Raw genomic sequence first — 15,396 nt, forward strand, 5'->3', positions numbered from 1 at the left:
GGCTGCTGCCGTGCCGGCAGCCGCGAGCCGCAACGCCGCATCACAACGCCAGGCGCCCCCCGAACAGGCCGCCGTACTCGACACCATGCAAGCCTGGGCCGCCGGCTGGAGTCGCAAGGATGTCGACGCCTACCTCGGCCATTACGCCGACGATTTCCGCACGCCCAATGGCGAAAGCCGCAGCGAGTGGGCCGCGCAACGCCGCGCGCGCATCGAGGGACGCAAGCGCATCGCCGTCGCGATCATCTCGCCGCAGGTCCAAATGGACGGCAATATGGCCACGGCGACCTTCACGCAGCAATACGTTTCCGACAACTTCTCCGAGAGCAGCCGCAAAACGCTGCTGCTGGCGCGCCGCGGCGACGCCTGGAAGATCCTGCAGGAAACCGTCGGCAAGGCTGTCCCGACGGACAAACAGCAAAAAATCCGTTGAGGACCGGCGCTTCGCCCCCATCTACATAGCGAGCTACATTCCTCAGGATGCTGGCTCGCGGTGATTCGTTTGTTACAATGAGTCCATCTCTTACCTGTCCAGATTGCGAGTTCACCATGATTACCAGAAGCCGGTCCGCCGCGTCGCTTTGCTTCTCCCTGCTGATGCTGTCTCCCCTGGCCCACGCCCAGGCAGTGTCGGACAAGCCGGCGCCGCCGCCACCCGAGCTGCAAACGCTGGAGGAAGGCGAACCGCCGGCCGTGACCATCAAGAAGCCGGGCGAAGGCACAGGTTCCGGCAACAAGATCGAAGAGCGCCGCGACCATGGCCAGACCAAGGAAATCAAGGTCCAGTCGGGCCCCAGCACCTATTATCTGAAGCCGAAGGAACAACTCGGCAGCTCGATGCCCGGCGATGTGCAAAGCGGCCCGCCGACCAGCGCCCAGTGGCAGATCAAGGAATTCGACTGGGGCGGCAAGAAGAAGCCGAAAGACGGCGACAATGCCGACAACTCCGGCAAATAATTCCCGTTAATCATCCACCGGCCCGGGACAACACTTCGTCACGCCAACGCGTGACCGCGCTCCCGGGCTTCACTATCGTTCTTCATCATTTCCGCACATGGCAGTTTTTACTCCGGTCAGCCTGGATGACCTCTCCGGCTGGATTTCCCAGTTTTCCCTCGGCAAGGCGCTCGCCGTCAAAGGCATTTCTTCCGGCATCGAGAACAGCAATTTCTTCATCACGACCGAAAGTGGCGAGTACGTCCTCACGCTGTTTGAAAAACTGAGTTTCGAGCAACTGCCGTTTTATCTGGAACTGATGCGTCATCTGGCGCAGCGCGACGTACTGGTGCCGGCGCCGATCCCCAACCAGAACGGCAGCATCATCAACGCGCTCAACGGCAAACCCGCAGCCATCGTCACCAAGCTTGAAGGCGCCTACCAGCCCAAGCCGCAGCCCGTGCATTGCGCGGAAGTGGGCGCCATGCTGGCCAAGATGCATCTGGCGGCGCAGGACTTCGGCATCCGCCAGCCCAATCTGCGCGGCTTGCCATGGTGGCGCGAGACGGCCCCGGTCGTGCTGCCGTATCTGAATGAAGAAACGCAAAGCCTGCTGCGCGCGGAAATGCAATTCCAGGAAGATTTCGCCGCCTCGGATATTTATCCGCAATTGCCCAACGGCCCGGTGCATGCCGACCTGTTCCGCGACAATGCGATGTTCGTCGGCACGCGCCTGACCGGCTTCTTCGATTTTTATTTCGCCGGTTGCGACACCTGGCTGTTCGACCTTGCCGTCACCGTCAACGACTGGTGCATCGACCTGGCCACCGGCGAACTCGATGTGCCGCGCGTGCAAGCCCTGCTCGACGCTTATCATGCCGTGCGTCCGTTCACATCGGTCGAGCGGCAAGCCTGGGACGCCACGCTGCGCGCTGCCGCCCTGCGCTTCTGGCTGTCGCGCCTGTACGATTTCCATCTTCCGCGCGCCGCCGAAATGCTGACGCCGCACGATCCTGCGCACTTCGAGCGTATCCTGAGATTGCGCATCGCACGCGCCAATCCGCCACTGAACTGATTATGGAAAAATTGCCTGCAAAAACCGGCTGGCTTTGGGTCAAGGAAGGCGTTGCGCTGTTTCGCAAGCAACCGGCCGAAGTCTCGACCCTGTTTCTGAGCTACATGTTCCTGATGCTGGCGCTGGGCATGCTGCCGGTCGTCGGCCAGTTGCTGCCGCTGATCCTGGTGCCGCTGTTCGCCATGTCGTTCATGCAAGCCTGCCGCCACATCGAAGAGGGCAGGCGCGTCTATCCGAATCTGCTGCTGGTAGGCTTCCGCTCGCCGGCGCTGCGCACCTTGCTCACGCTGGGCGTGCTGTATTTGCTGGCGGCATTCGGCGCGGTCGGGGTATCGGCGCTGGTCGACGGCGGCACGTTCTGGAACGCCATGACCGGCACCGGCATCAATCCCAAGGACATGGAGAACAGCAACATCAGTCTGGCGATGGTCACCGCCGCGGTGGCGTACATCCCGGCGGCGATGGCGTTCTGGTTCGCCGCGCCGCTGATCGCCTGGCAAAACATGCCGCTGGGCAAAGCCTTGTTCTACAGCTTCTTCGCCGTGCGCCGCGCCGGCAAGGCTTTCCTGCTGTATGGCCTGGCATGGCTGGTGATCGGCATCCTGCTGCCGGCAGTCGTGAGCACCATCGTCGCCTTGCTCATCAACAACATGACGATCATCGTATTTATTTTGCTGCCATTGTCGATAATATTGACCGTGGTCATGTATTGCTCTTTTTACCCGACATACACTGCGATCTTTGGCAGGCCGCAGCGCGAAGAAGCATCCGTTCCTGAAAGCGACGACAGCGCAAGGTGACAAGTTGGCAAGAAAAGAAAATGATTTCTTTCTTGCCAACAAACTGCCTGTAACAATGCTTCTGTCACGGGGAAAAAAGATGCGGATGAACCTGCCTGTCACCAATGTCGAGTATCCATTACAAGACGGCAAATCCATCGTTTCGAAAACGGATCTGAAGGGCAACATTACCTACGTCAATCCCTACTTCATCGAAGTCAGCGGATTCCACGAAGAAGAACTGATGGGCGCGCCGCAAAACATCGTGCGCCATCCCGACATGCCGGCGCAAGCCTTCGCCGACATGTGGAAGACCGTCAGGAACGGCATTCCCTGGACCGGCCTGGTCAAGAACCGCCGCAAGAGCGGCGACCATTACTGGGTCCTCGCCAACATCACCCCCGTGCGTGAAAAGGGCCAGATCATCGGCTACATGTCGGTGCGCACCAAGCCGCCGCGCCAGGACGTCGTCGCCGCCGAAAAACTCTACGCCGACATCCGCAAAGGCAAGGCCAAGGGCATCGCCATCGAGCAAGGCAATGTCGTCAAGACCGGCCTCAGGGGCTGGATCGCCCGACTCGGCAAGATCCGGCTCAACACACGCATCAACCTGTCGATGATCACCATGCTGGCGTTGCAGCTGGTCGCCGCCGGCGTCAGTTTCTTTACCGACCACAGCAAGCTCAACACCGGCATTTGCGTCGTCACCATCCTGCTCACGCTGTATATCTGGTACGCATTGCACAGTGCATTGGTGCGTCCGATCAATGCAGCGCTGAAGGCGACCTACGCCATCACCGGCGGCGACCTGTCGAACAATATCGAATCCGACCGCCACGATGAAATCGGCCGCCTGTTGCGCGCGCTGCGCCAGATGAACATCAATCTCACGGCCATCATCGGCGACGTACGTTCCAATGTGGAATCGATCAACGGCGCCACACGCGACATCGCCAGCGGCAACATGGATCTGTCGCGCCGCACGGAATCGCAGGCCTCCAACCTCGAAGAAACCGCATCGAGCATGGAACAGCTGGCCACGACCGTGCGCCAGAATGCCGACAGCGCCTTGCAGGCCAACCAGCTTGCGGAGTCGGCCTCGTCCATCGCCGTCAAGGGCGGCGACGTGGTCGCCAAGACCGGCAATACCATGAGCGAAATCAGCGCGTCGTCGAAGAAGATCGTCGACATCATCAGCCTGATCGACAGCATTGCCTTCCAGACCAACATCCTGGCCTTGAATGCAGCGGTGGAAGCCGCGCGCGCCGGCGAACAGGGCAAGGGTTTCGCAGTGGTTGCCTCGGAAGTGCGCAGCCTGGCGCAACGCTCGGCGGGCGCCGCCAAAGAGATCAAGACCCTGATCGAAGATTCGGTGGAAAAAGTCGACATCGGCAATCGCCTGGTGGACGACGCGCGCAGCACCATGACGGAAATCGTCGACTCGGTCAAACGCGTCACCGACATCATGAACGAAATCACCGTCGCCACCCAGCAGCAAAGCGCCGGCATCACGCAAGTGCATCATGCCGTCACCGACATGGACGAAAGCACGCAGCAGAACGCCGCGCTGGTGGAACAAGCCGCCGCTGCCGCCGGCAGCCTGGAAGAACAGACCGGCCGGCTGTTGCAGGCGATTGCCGTGTTCAAGTTCCAGTACAAGTAAGCGCTGCGAGCGGCAACAGAAAACAGCAGGTTCAAGCCGTAACGCCGTTCATTCAAACCTTTTTCTAAAGCAGTCGTCCCAGCGTCGTGAAGACGGTCGATACGCCGCTGGGTCCTGACTTTCGTCAGGACGACGGTCATGATGCGTTGGGATCTTTTAAGCTTGACTGAACGGCATGACAGGCTCAAGCTGCCGTTTTTTATTTCTCTTCGCCTTCCCCGGAAGGCAATGCCGGCCAAGGCCGGTAAATATCGCGGTAGCGTTGCAAGCGCGGCATCAAGGCGGCATGCCGTTCCTTGCGCGGCATGAAACCATCCTGCTGCTGCGGCTTGCGGCAAACCACTTCCTCCACCCCGCCATCGGCCAACCAGGCAAGACGCGCCGCGCCCAAAGCGCCGCCCGCTTCACTGCCGACATGCGTCACGATGCGCACATTAAGCGCATCGCTCAACAGCTGCGCCCAATACGCGCTGCGCGCGCCGCCGCCGACCAGCGACAGCTGGCGCACATCGGTGCCGGCCGCGCGCAAGGCGTCGAGACCATCCACCATGCCGAAGCTCACGCCCTCCAGCACCGCATACGCCAGGGCCGCGCGCTGATGTTCGTGCGACAGACCGTGAAACGTGCCCAGCGCGTACGGATCGTTGTGCGGCGTGCGCTCGCCCGACAAGTACGGAAGAAACAAGGGCGCGTTGGCCAGGGCCTCCTCATCCATCAAGGCCACCTCTTCCAGCAAGGTCTTTTCATCGACGCTGCACAGGCGGCAAAACCAGCGCAGGCAGCTTGCCGCCGACAACATCACGCTCATCTGATGCCAGCGCTGCGGCAAGGTGTGGCAAAACGCGTGAATCGCGCGCGCAGGATTGGGACGGAACTTGTCGTTGACCACGAACAGCACGCCCGAAGTGCCGAGCGAGAGAAAGCCGTCGCCGGGATTGACCGCGCCGATGCCGACCGCGCTGGCGGCACCGTCGCCGGCGCCGCCGGCAACCTTGACCTCGGGCGACAAGCCCCATGCCCGGGCCAGTTCCGGCAGCAGAAAACCCGCGGCACGGCTGCCGTCGACCAATGCCGGCATCTGCCCGCGATGCATGCCGCTGGCGGCAAGCAGCGCATCCGACCAGTCGCGCCGCGCCACGTCGAGCCAGAGCGTGCCGGCGGCATCGGACGGATCGGAAATCTTTTGTCCCGTCATCTGCAGGCGCAGCCAGTCCTTGGGCAGCAGCACGCACGCCACCTGGGCGAACAACTGCGGCTCATGGCGCGCCACCCACAACAGCTTGGGCGCGGTAAATCCCGGCATGGCCAGATTGCCCGCCACTTCGTGCAAATCGGGAGCGCGCCGCGTCAGCTCGGCGCATTCCTGTGTGCTGCGCGAGTCGCTCCAGAGGATCGCCGGCCGCAACACCCGGTCGCGCGCATCCAGCAACACCGCACCGTGCATCTGGCCCGACAAGCCAATTGCCCTGATCTTCGTGAAATGTTCTGCTCCGATTTGCGCGCGCAACTTGGCGACGGTGTCGCAGGTCGCCTGCCACCATTGCTGTGGATCCTGTTCCGACCAGCGCGGATGGGGACGCGACACCGTCAACGGCGTACCGGCCAGCGCCAGCAGCTTGCCCCCGGCGTCGATCACGACCGCTTTGACTTCCGACGTACCAAGGTCTATCCCCAGATACATGGTGCTCCTCGTTGAATTCTCACTCGTCCTGGTATGGACAGGTATTTATGCGGACATTTTAGTCGAAGCCGCCAGCCACGCATTGACGTCCGCCACCGCTTCGCGCAGCAGGCGTTCGAGCGACGCCGTGCCGGCCAGTTCGCCCCACAGCAGGGGATCGGCGCAATAAGCGCGCAGCGGATCGGCAGCGTCCAGCATGGCCCGTGTTGCCGCCGGATCGAACACGCCATCCTGGTATTCGTAACTCAGGCCGCTCTGCTTCCAGCGCTGCAGAAAGACAAAGAACAAGGCCGGCAGTTGCGCCGTCGCGCGCGGCTGATGCCCGCGCGCCAGGCTGTCGCTGATGGTCGGCCGGATAAATCCGGGGATCTTGGAGAAACCATCCGCCGCCACGCGCTGGTTGGTGTCCTGAATCGCCGGGTTGCCGAAACGCGCCAGCGTGGTGTCCCGGTAGGCTTCCAGATCCAGCGGGCTCGGCGTCAGGCTGGGAATCACATCTTGCGTGACGTACTCGCAGGCCATGCGATGGATGTCTTCGCGCGCCGTGCCTTCATGGATATAGTTGAGCCCGGCCAGCGTGCCGGCCCAGGCGATGCAGCTGTGGCTGGCGTTGAGGATGCGGATCTTGGCTTCTTCGTAAGGAAGGACCGAAGCCACCATTTCCACGCCGACCTTGTCGAGCGCCGGACGACCGGCCTTGAAATCGTCCTCGATCACCCATTGGATGAACGACTCCGCCATCAACGCGCACGGATCGTCGACACCGGTTGCCTCCTTGACGCGCTGGCGCACGGCGTCGGTCGGACGCGGCGTGATGCGGTCGACCATGGAATTGGGGCTGGTGACGTTGTTGCGCACCCATTCCAGCAACTGATGATGGCCGCGCAAGGCCAGGAACTGCTGCAAGCCGCCAAGGAAACGTTCGCCGTTATGCCGCAGGTTGTCGCAATTGAGCAACGTCACGCCGCCGGCGTTGTCGTCGTAGCGCGCCTGCAGGATGGCGGTGATGGCGCCGTAGATGGTGCGGCGATCGCCGTCGATATCGGCGGCCAGGTCAGGCTGATGGACGTCCAGCAGGTGTTCGTGATCGAGGTAATAGCCGCCTTCCGTCACGGTGAAGGAAATCACGCGCGTGCGCGGCTCGGCGCCGGTTTTCACCAGGCTCTTCAATTGCGCATCCCAGGGCACGATGTCGCGGATGGCGCGGATCGTTTCATAGGCGCGCTGCCCCTGCGGCGTGACCGTTTCCAGGGTATAGCAGCCTTCGTTCTTTTGCAGCTCCTGCAGCAGCGGCGCCATGTCGGGGCGGATATTCGCCAGCGCCAGCTGCCAGCGGCGGTCTTCGTCGTTGCCGCGCTCGCGCAGGCGATGCAGGTAGACCGCCTGATGCGCGCGGTGGAACGATCCGGCGCCGATATGCAGCCAGACCAGGTCGTTTTTTAAATCGCGAGTCGTCATGTTGTCCTCTGTTGCCTGTTCATTTTTCTCTTAATGCATCGCCGCTGCACGCTCTTCAAGACGCGTCACCGCGCTGCCGTCCTGACGGAACAGATGGCAGCGATGCGCATCGGCGGCGACGCCGATGACGCTGCCGGAAGCGAGCTTCAGGCTGTCCGGCACGCGCAGGATGAGCGACTCTTCCGCCGCGTCGCTGGCGGCATATAGGTAGGAGAAATCGCCCAACAGTTCCAGCGCAGCAAAACGCGCCTGCAACATCGGCTTGTCGGCGACGATATGCAGATGTTCCGGGCGGATGCCCAGCGTGACCTTGTCGCCCGCCTTCAAGGTGCCGGCCTCGACGGCCGCCAGTTGCCTGCCGCCGTCGGGCAACTGGACCAGTACGCCTTCCGCCCCCAGGGATGCCACCGTGCCGTCGATGAAATTCATCTTCGGCGAACCGATGAAGCCGGCCACGAAACGATTGGCCGGATGGTGATACAGCTGTTGCGGCGTGCCGACCTGCTCGATGCGTCCCGCCGACAGCACCACGATCTTGTCGGCCAGCGTCATCGCTTCGATCTGGTCGTGCGTGACGTAGATCATGGTGGTCTTGAGATCGTCATGCAGCTTGGAAAACTCCAGCCGCATCTTCACGCGCAAGGCGGCATCGAGATTCGACAGCGGCTCGTCGAACAGGAACACGCTGGGCTGGCGCGTGATGGCGCGGCCGATGGCGACGCGCTGGCGCTGGCCGCCGGACAAGGCGCGCGGCTTGCGGTCGAGCAGATGGTCGATGTGCAGGATCTTGGCGGCGTGCTGTACCGCAGCGTCGATCTCGCTCCTGGACTTACCCGCGATCTTGAGGCCGAAGGCCATGTTGTCGTACAGCGTCATGTGCGGATACAAGGCGTAGGACTGGAACACCATGGCGATGCCGCGCTTGGCGGCCGGCACGTCGTTCATGCGGCGTTCGCCGATGTTGAGGTCGCCTGCGCTGATGTCCTCCAGGCCGGCGATCATGCGCAGCAAGGTCGACTTGCCGCAGCCGGACGGACCGACGAAGACGACGAATTCGCCGTCGTCGATGTCGAGATTGATGTCGCGCATGACTTCGTTGTCGTCGTAGCGCTTGGCGAGGTTGCGGATGGTGACGGCTGCCATGAAAGTCTCCTTGTTCGTTCTATATCAATGATCCCGTCGTGCCGATGACGGGCTCCTGCATGTGTGGGTACGCGTCAAGTACGCGCCAGGTACGCGCCGCTCAGGCGGCGTCCTCCGCCAGCAAGGCGGCAATCAGCGCCGGCAATTCGCGCATGTCGTCGAACACCAGTTCGGCGCCGGCGGCGATCAATTTCTGATGCATGCTGCCCTTGTCGTGCGCCACGCCGGTAAATCCCAGCACGCGCATGCCGGCGCCGCTGGCCGCGCGCACGCCGGTGACGCTGTCGTCGACAGCGACGCAGTGTTCCGGCGCGACCTGGTAGCCTGCCGCCGCGGCGAGATAAACGTGCGGCGCCGGTTTCGGACGGCCGACGTCGTGGGCGCTGTGGATGTGCCCCTCGAACATGTCCAGCAAGCCACAGCGACGCAGACCTTGCACGATGCGATCGCTGCTGCTGTTGCTGGCCACGGCCTTGGGCAGAGCTATCTGCTGCAATGCTTCCTCGATGCCGGGCACCAATTGGACCTCGTCGCCGCAGGCGATGCCGACGGCGGCATTGATGTCGGCGTATTGCGCGGCGTCCAGGCCGAAGCCGAATTCCACGTCCAGTTCGTCGAGCAGCAGCTCCGTGAACATGCCGAGCCGGGAGGCGATGGCGTGATGCAGCCGGTCGCCGTCGGCCGGGTCCTTCAGCAGCGGCAAGAGATGCTCGTGCAGCACGCGCAGCGCAATGCTCTCGCTGTCGAGCAGGACGCCGTCGCAGTCGCACACCAGGTGCGTGATGGTTGATGTCATGTGTTCTTTCATTACTTGACGGCGCCGAAGGTCAGGCCGCGCACCAGTTGCTTCTGCGCCAGCCAGCCGAGCGCCATGATGGGCGCGATCGCCAACAGCGACGCGGCCGACAGCTTGGCCCAGAACAAACCTTCCGGATTGGAATACGAGGCAATGAACACCGTCAGCGGCGCGGCGTCGACGCTGGTCAGGTTGAGACTCCAGAACGCCTCGTTCCACGACAGGATGATCAGCAGCAGCGCGGTCGAGGCGAGCCCGGGCATGGCGGTCGGCAGCAGCAGGTAAAGCATTTCCTGCCAGGCATTGGCGCCGTCGATGCGGGCAGCTTCGAGGATCTCTTTCGGCACGTCGTTGAAATAGGTGAACGCCATCCACACCGCGATCGGCAAGTTGATCAGCGTATAGATCACCGTCAGGCCGGTCACCGAATCGAGCATGCCGCTGTTCTTCGCCAGCAGATAGATCGGCACCAGCACGCCGACGGCCGGCATCATCTTGGTCGAGAGCATCCACAACAGCAGTTTCTGCGTACGGCCGGTCGGGAAAAAGGCCATCGAATACGCCGCCGGCACCGCGATCAGCAGCGCCAGCAAGGTCGACCCCAGCGACACGATCATGGAATTCTTGACGAAGGCCAGGTAGTTGCTGCGCTCGAAGACTTCGCGGAAGGTGTCAAGCGTGGGCATGAAAATCAGGCTGGGCATATAGGCCTGATGCTCGTTCTTGAAGGCCGTGATGGCTACCCAGAAAATCGGAAAGAACAAGATGATGGCGCAGGTCCATGCCAGCAGGCCGACCCAGAGCGGACTCTTTTTTGTATCGTTCATTTTTCGTTCGCTCCTTTCAGGTTCTTCGCCAGCATGCGCACCAGGAAGAACGACACGATGTTGGCCAACACGACCGCGAAGATGCCGCCGGCCGAGGCGATGCCGATGTCGAATTGCTGCAGGCCGATCGAGTACACGAGATAAGTCAGGTTGGTGGTTTCCGTACCGGGACCGCCCGCCGTGGTGGTGAAGATTTCAGCAAACACCGACAACAGGAAAATCGTTTCGATCATGATGACCACGGTGATCGCGCGCTTGAGATGCGGCAGCACGATATAGAAGAAGATGCGGATCGGCCCGGCGCCGTCCAGCTGGGCGGCTTCCTTCTGGTCGCCGTCGAGCGATTGCAAGGCGGTCAGCAGGATCAGGAAGGCAAACGGTATCCATTGCCACGACACGATGATGATCACCGACAGCATTGGATACTCGGCCAGCCAGTCGATCGGCTCCATGCCGAGGTGGCGCATGACGAAGGCCAGCATGCCGTAGACCGGATGCATGATCATGTTCTTCCAGATCAGCGCGGCGACGGTCGGCATCACGAAGAACGGCCCGATCACCAGCAGGCGCGCGATGCCGCGTCCACGGAACGGCTGGTCGAACAGCACCGCCAGCAAGGTGCCGCCGATGACGCTGACGCCCAGCACGGAGCCGATCAGCACGGCGGTGTTGGTGATCGACGGCCAGAAGGCGGGATCTTCGAGCAGGAACTGGTAGTTCTCCAACCCGACGAAACCGGTCTGGTCGGGCGCCATCAGGTTGTAGCGATTGAACGAGAAATACACCGTCATCGCCAGCGGCACGATCATCCACAGGAACAATAACGCCACCGCCGGTGTTTGCAGCAGACGAATCGGCAGGAAGCGTTCGACGCCGCTGCCCGTTCTGCCACGTCTTCCGCGTCGCGGCTTGCGTGCGGATGGGTCTGAGGCGGTGGCTTCGGATGGCATGGAAGAGGTATTCGATATCGATGACATGACGGCCTCGATGGAAAATCGGATTCGGGCCGGCGTCGTGTCGGGACGGTCCGGCAATCAACAAAACTGACAAGCGAGCTGCGCTGTCGGCACAGACGGCGCGATCCGTGGCGAGGCTCGACGATACCCTTGCAGCTCGGTATCGCCGGACCTGCCTGCTGCTTATTTACTTAATGTAGCGACCTTGCTTCATCATGCGCACGGTTTGCGCCTGCGCCGTCTTCAACGCCGCATCCGCGGTGCCCTTGCCCGCCAGCGCGCCGGCAATCGCCTGGCCGGTGATGGTGCCGATGGACTGGAACTCAGGAATCGTGGCGAACTGGATGCCGGTATAAGGCACCGGTTTCACGGTCGGATTGTTGGCGTCGGCATTCTGGATCGCATCGAGAACGAAGTCGGAGAACGGCGAAGCCTTCTTGTACTCGGCGGAAGCGTAGGTCGAAGTACGCGTACCCGGCGGCACCAGGGCCCAGCCGCTGTCCTTGGCGACCAGCTTGATGTAGTCCTTGGAAGTTGCCCAGGCGGCGAACTTCCTGGCGGCGTCTTGCGACTTGGACGACTTCGGCACCGCCAGCGACCAGATCCACAACCAATGCGACCCCTTGTCGGTGGTCGCCATCGGCGCCGGCGCGAACGCAACCTTGTCGGACACCTTGGAATCCTTGCCGTGATACAGCATGCCGGCAGCGACGGTGGCATCTACCCACATGCCGCATTTGCCGCCCGAGAACAGCACCAGGTTTTCATTGAAACCGTTGGAGCTGGCGCCCGGCGGACCGGATTTGCGCATCAGGTCGACGTAGAAATTGACGGCCTGTTTCCACTCCGGCGTGTCGAGCTGCGGTTGCCATTTTTCATCGAACCAGCGGCCGCCGTAAGCATTGACCATGGTGCCGACCAGCGCCATGTTCTCGCCCCAGCCGGCGCGTCCGCGCAGGCAGATGCCGTAGACGCCCTTGGCCGGATCATGCAGTTGCGAGGCCAGCTTGCCGATGTCTTCCCAGGTCGGCTTCTCCGGCATCTTCAGGTTCTTTTGCGCGAACAGGTCCTTGCGGTAATAAGTCATCGAGCTTTCCGCGTAAAACGGCAGCGCGTACAGCTTGCCGTCGGTGGTCAGGCCTTCGCGCACGGTCTTGATCAGGTCGGCTTCGTCGTAGTCGGCGGGCAGGCCGGTCATAGGCGCCAGCCAGCCTTTCTTGGCCCAGATCGGCGCTTCATACGCGCCGATGGTCATCAGGTCGAACTGGCCGCTGTTAGTCGCGATGTCGGTGGTCAGGCGCTGGCGCAGCACGCTCTCTTCCATCGTGACCCAGCGCAGCTTGATGTCGGGATTGGCTTTTTCGAACTGCGGCGACAGCTTTTGCAATTCGATCATGTCGGGGTTGTTGATGGATGCGATGTTCAGCGTGACGGGTTCGGCGGCAGCGATGCCGGCGATACCGACGGAACCGAGCATTGCGATAGCGGCAGCAATGCGTGTACTAACACGTGCGACGGGGGCGCGAAGTTTCATGCTTGTCTCCAATTGTGTGCGGGCTGAAGAACGTCCGGAAGGGTCGTCTTTGCCTCGATGTAGTTATTGAGCAAAAAATCTGTTTGCGAGCAAATAATCAAACATTCACAATCGAAAGTCAAGCATTTGCATTTTTCTTGAGCAAATATTCAATTTTGATAATAATGCGATGTCGTCATCCTGAATCGCCGCAGACCTCGGCAGACCATGGCAGACCACAGCGGTGGCCAAATCCGTACAATGCCGGATCGCCTGAACTGTCACGTACTGTCATGCCCCCGGAGACGACAGCAGGTTCATAACAAGGAAAACCGATGTCATCCAGCTCATCCAAACTCGATCTGGCGGCGCGCGCCGCGTGGATGTACTACGTCGCCGGCAACACCCAGAACGAGATCGCGGAACGTCTCGGCATTTCGCGCCAGATGGCGCAGCGCATGGTGGCCTATGCCGGCGCATCGAACCTGGTGAAGGTGCAGATCACGCATCCGATTTCGTCCTGCCTGGAACTGGCGCAGGGACTGCAGCAGCGCTACGGCCTGGAAGTATGTCGCGTGGTGCCGAGCGCCGTTGCCGACGAACCCGCCGGCGATGACTCGCAGGGCACGCAGCAAATGCTCGCCGTCGCCGGCGCCGAGCTGATGGAACAATACCTGCGCCAGGAAGCGCCGCTGATCGTCAACGTCGGCTCCGGCCGCACGCTCAAAGCCGCCATCGAAAAAATCAGCGAGATGGAAAGGCCGCAGCATCAGATCGTCTCGATGATCGGCGCCTTTGCCTCGGACGGCTCCGCCAATCGCTACGACGTCGCCCTGCTCGCCGCCGAAAAAATGCAAAGCCGTTTTTATCTGCTGCCGGCACCACGCGTGGCCGAGAGCGAAGCCGACCGCAAGCAATGGTGCAACCACCGCGCCTACCAGATCGTCACCGGCCTGGCGCAGAAGGCCGACGTCACCTTCCTCGGCATCGGCACCATCGCCTTGCAAGGCGCAATGCATGAAGACGGGTTCATCGACGCCGACGAAGTGGCGCAGCTGCAGCAACAAGGCGCGGTCGGCGAACTGATCTGCCACGCCTTCGACGCCGACGGCAAGATGCTGCGCTCGCCGCTGGCGGCGCGCATCACCACGCCGCCGCTGAGCACGCCGCCGACCAAGCCGGTGATCGCCATGGCCGGCGGACGCAAGAAGGCGGAAGCCGTGCGCGGCGCGTTGCGCGGCGGCTGGCTGACCGGCCTGGTGACGGACGAATATTGCGCGCAATTTGCACTTCAGGACGCTTAAGTTTCAACGCAGTCAAAACAAGAATTTTTCAGAATCGGCACCACGGAGACACCCATGCCCCATCCCATCGAATTCGTCGTCTTCGGCGAAGCCCTCACCGATTTCATCCGCCAGCCCGGCGGCGAATGGCGCGCCCTGCCCGGCGGCGCCTGCTGGAACGTCGCACGCGTCGGCGCACGCCTGGGCGTGGCGACCGGCTATGCAGGCAGCATCAGCAGCGACGTCTTCGGCGAAGAATTGCGCGTGCTCACGCAGGAAGCCGGGCTCGACATGCGCTATCTGCAGCAAGTCGACAAATCGCCGCTGCTGGCGATGGTGACGTCGACCACGCCGCCCAATTATTTTTTCGTCGGCGACGACAGCGCCGACCTGCATTTCGATCCGAGCAAACTGCCTTCCGGCTGGATGGACGACGCCCGCGTATTGCACTTCGGCTGCATCAGCCTGACGCGCGAACCGCTGGCCTCGCGTCTGCTGGCGATTGCCGCCGAAGGCGCGCAGCGCGGCAAGCGCATCGCCTTCGATCCCAACTGGCGCAAGCTGATGGATCAGCCGGACTATCACGTGCTGATGCGCAAGCTGCTGGCGTTGTCGCATTACGTAAAAGTGTCGGATGAGGATCTGGAGAAGCTGTTCCCCGGCGATCCGCAGCCTCTGGCGACGTTGAAGTCGCTGGCGCCACAGGCCGAGATTTTGTTCACGCGCGGGGCGGATGGACTGTCGTGGATCAAGGGGGAGAGCATTATGGATCAGCCGGCTTATCGGGTTGAGGTGATCGATACCGTTGGCTGCGGCGATGCGTCGATGGGTGGTTGGATTGCCAGCATTCTGCGGCAGGTGGATGCGCCGGTGATTCAGCATTTGCAGTGTGCTGCTGCTGCGGCGGCGTTGTCGGCGGCGCGGGCGGGGGCTTATGCGGCGACTTGGGATGAGGTGCAGGAGCTGATTGCTCGCTGAGCGCGGTGGCATGTTTTTTGTTTTGTTCCGACCAGCTATTAGGTAACTGATCTTGTTTTTTCTTCGATCAACCCTTCGCCGGGGGTAGCCCGGCAGCTACTCACTTTTCTTGCTCCGCCAAGAAAAGTAAGCAAAAGAAGGCGGCCGCTGGGTCGTAGCCCCCTCCGGGGGTTCCCGGCGCCGTCAGGCGCAAATCGGGAGGGGAAATAAACTCGCTTCGCTCAGACAAATTTCCCCTCTTTATCCGATTTGCACCTGCCGCCACCGGCTACTCTCAAGCGGACTTCGAGACTGGCTCCCCCCCCCCC

The 15,396-nt window shown here is 61.9% G+C and carries 13 protein-coding genes and 1 pseudogene; 7 read left to right on the forward strand and 7 right to left on the reverse strand.

Annotated elements, in window-relative coordinates; genetic code table 11:
* The 5 genes from PMI16_RS21885 to PMI16_RS21905 all read left to right on the forward strand — a co-directional run.
* Positions 1-433, forward strand: a 433-nt coding sequence (locus PMI16_RS21885) for a YybH family protein (RefSeq protein ID WP_007883688.1), incomplete at its 5' end; no start/stop codon positions are given.
* A 116-nt stretch (positions 434-549) separates the two neighbouring features.
* Positions 550-957, forward strand: coding sequence for a DUF2782 domain-containing protein (locus PMI16_RS21890; RefSeq protein ID WP_007883689.1), 408 nt, complete (start codon positions 550-552; stop codon positions 955-957).
* Between the two features lie 97 nt (positions 958-1,054).
* On the forward strand, positions 1,055-2,011 hold the full coding sequence (locus PMI16_RS21895) for a homoserine kinase (RefSeq protein WP_007883690.1): 957 nt from the start codon (positions 1,055-1,057) through the stop codon (positions 2,009-2,011).
* 2 nt (positions 2,012-2,013) lie between these two features.
* A complete protein-coding gene (locus PMI16_RS21900; protein WP_007883691.1) occupies positions 2,014-2,811 on the forward strand; it encodes a BPSS1780 family membrane protein in 798 nt (265 codons plus the stop codon).
* A 79-nt stretch (positions 2,812-2,890) separates the two neighbouring features.
* Positions 2,891-4,453, forward strand: a complete 1,563-nt coding sequence (locus PMI16_RS21905) for a methyl-accepting chemotaxis protein (protein ID WP_007883692.1) — start codon at positions 2,891-2,893, stop codon at positions 4,451-4,453.
* Positions 4,454-4,652: 199 nt separating this feature from the next.
* Here the strand turns inward: PMI16_RS21905 and xylB are convergent, their stop codons facing one another.
* The 7 genes and pseudogenes from xylB to PMI16_RS21940 all read right to left on the reverse strand — a co-directional run bounded on the left by xylB (position 4,653) and on the right by PMI16_RS21940 (position 12,848).
* Positions 4,653-6,134 (reverse strand): xylulokinase, encoded by a 1,482-nt coding sequence (gene xylB, locus PMI16_RS21910; RefSeq protein ID WP_007883693.1) that lies wholly within the window; start codon positions 6,132-6,134, stop codon positions 4,653-4,655.
* Positions 6,135-6,179: 45 nt separating this feature from the next.
* Positions 6,180-7,592, reverse strand: a complete 1,413-nt coding sequence (gene dalD, locus PMI16_RS21915; RefSeq protein WP_007883694.1) for a D-arabinitol 4-dehydrogenase — start codon at positions 7,590-7,592, stop codon at positions 6,180-6,182.
* 30 nt (positions 7,593-7,622) lie between these two features.
* A complete protein-coding gene (locus PMI16_RS21920; protein WP_007883695.1) occupies positions 7,623-8,735 on the reverse strand; it encodes an ABC transporter ATP-binding protein in 1,113 nt (370 codons plus the stop codon).
* Positions 8,736-8,835: 100 nt separating this feature from the next.
* On the reverse strand, positions 8,836-9,531 hold the full coding sequence (locus PMI16_RS21925; protein WP_034381843.1) for an HAD family hydrolase: 696 nt from the start codon (positions 9,529-9,531) through the stop codon (positions 8,836-8,838).
* 11 nt (positions 9,532-9,542) lie between these two features.
* A pseudogene (locus PMI16_RS21930) lies at positions 9,543-10,325 on the reverse strand (carbohydrate ABC transporter permease); the annotation flags it as partial.
* Positions 10,326-10,354: 29 nt separating this feature from the next.
* On the reverse strand, positions 10,355-11,335 hold the full coding sequence (locus tag PMI16_RS21935) for a carbohydrate ABC transporter permease (RefSeq protein ID WP_007883698.1): 981 nt from the start codon (positions 11,333-11,335) through the stop codon (positions 10,355-10,357).
* A gap of 166 nt (positions 11,336-11,501) precedes the next feature.
* Positions 11,502-12,848, reverse strand: coding sequence for an ABC transporter substrate-binding protein (locus tag PMI16_RS21940; RefSeq protein ID WP_007883699.1), 1,347 nt, complete (start codon positions 12,846-12,848; stop codon positions 11,502-11,504).
* A gap of 314 nt (positions 12,849-13,162) precedes the next feature.
* On the opposite strand from PMI16_RS21940, the gene PMI16_RS21945 reads away from it, so the two are divergent.
* Complete coding sequence (locus tag PMI16_RS21945; RefSeq protein WP_007883700.1) at positions 13,163-14,131, forward strand: sugar-binding transcriptional regulator; 969 nt, start codon at positions 13,163-13,165, stop codon at positions 14,129-14,131.
* 54 nt (positions 14,132-14,185) lie between these two features.
* The gene (locus PMI16_RS21950; protein ID WP_007883701.1) at positions 14,186-15,088 is read left to right on the forward strand and encodes a carbohydrate kinase family protein; all 903 of its coding nucleotides are present in this window, start codon (positions 14,186-14,188) and stop codon (positions 15,086-15,088) included.
* The last annotated feature ends 308 nt before the right edge of the window (positions 15,089-15,396 follow it).

Source organism: Herbaspirillum sp. CF444 (assembly GCF_000282135.1).
Taxonomy (GTDB): domain Bacteria; phylum Pseudomonadota; class Gammaproteobacteria; order Burkholderiales; family Burkholderiaceae_D; genus Herbaspirillum.

Excerpts from the sequence above, each read along its gene's own strand:
- PMI16_RS21890 (WP_007883689.1), top strand. The coding sequence starts at position 550 with ATGATTACCAGAAGCCGGTCCGCCGCGTCGCTTTGCTTCTCCCTGCTG.
- PMI16_RS21895 (WP_007883690.1), top strand. The coding sequence starts at position 1,055 with ATGGCAGTTTTTACTCCGGTCAGCCTGGATGACCTCTCCGGCTGGATT.
- PMI16_RS21900 (WP_007883691.1), top strand. The coding sequence starts at position 2,014 with ATGGAAAAATTGCCTGCAAAAACCGGCTGGCTTTGGGTCAAGGAAGGC.
- PMI16_RS21905 (WP_007883692.1), top strand. The coding sequence starts at position 2,891 with ATGCGGATGAACCTGCCTGTCACCAATGTCGAGTATCCATTACAAGAC.
- xylB (WP_007883693.1), bottom strand. The coding sequence starts at position 6,134 with ATGTATCTGGGGATAGACCTTGGTACGTCGGAAGTCAAAGCGGTCGTG.
- dalD (WP_007883694.1), bottom strand. The coding sequence starts at position 7,592 with ATGACGACTCGCGATTTAAAAAACGACCTGGTCTGGCTGCATATCGGC.
- PMI16_RS21920 (WP_007883695.1), bottom strand. The coding sequence starts at position 8,735 with ATGGCAGCCGTCACCATCCGCAACCTCGCCAAGCGCTACGACGACAAC.
- PMI16_RS21925 (WP_034381843.1), bottom strand. The coding sequence starts at position 9,531 with ATGACATCAACCATCACGCACCTGGTGTGCGACTGCGACGGCGTCCTG.
- PMI16_RS21935 (WP_007883698.1), bottom strand. The coding sequence starts at position 11,335 with ATGTCATCGATATCGAATACCTCTTCCATGCCATCCGAAGCCACCGCC.
- PMI16_RS21940 (WP_007883699.1), bottom strand. The coding sequence starts at position 12,848 with ATGAAACTTCGCGCCCCCGTCGCACGTGTTAGTACACGCATTGCTGCC.
- PMI16_RS21945 (WP_007883700.1), top strand. The coding sequence starts at position 13,163 with ATGTCATCCAGCTCATCCAAACTCGATCTGGCGGCGCGCGCCGCGTGG.
- PMI16_RS21950 (WP_007883701.1), top strand. The coding sequence starts at position 14,186 with ATGCCCCATCCCATCGAATTCGTCGTCTTCGGCGAAGCCCTCACCGAT.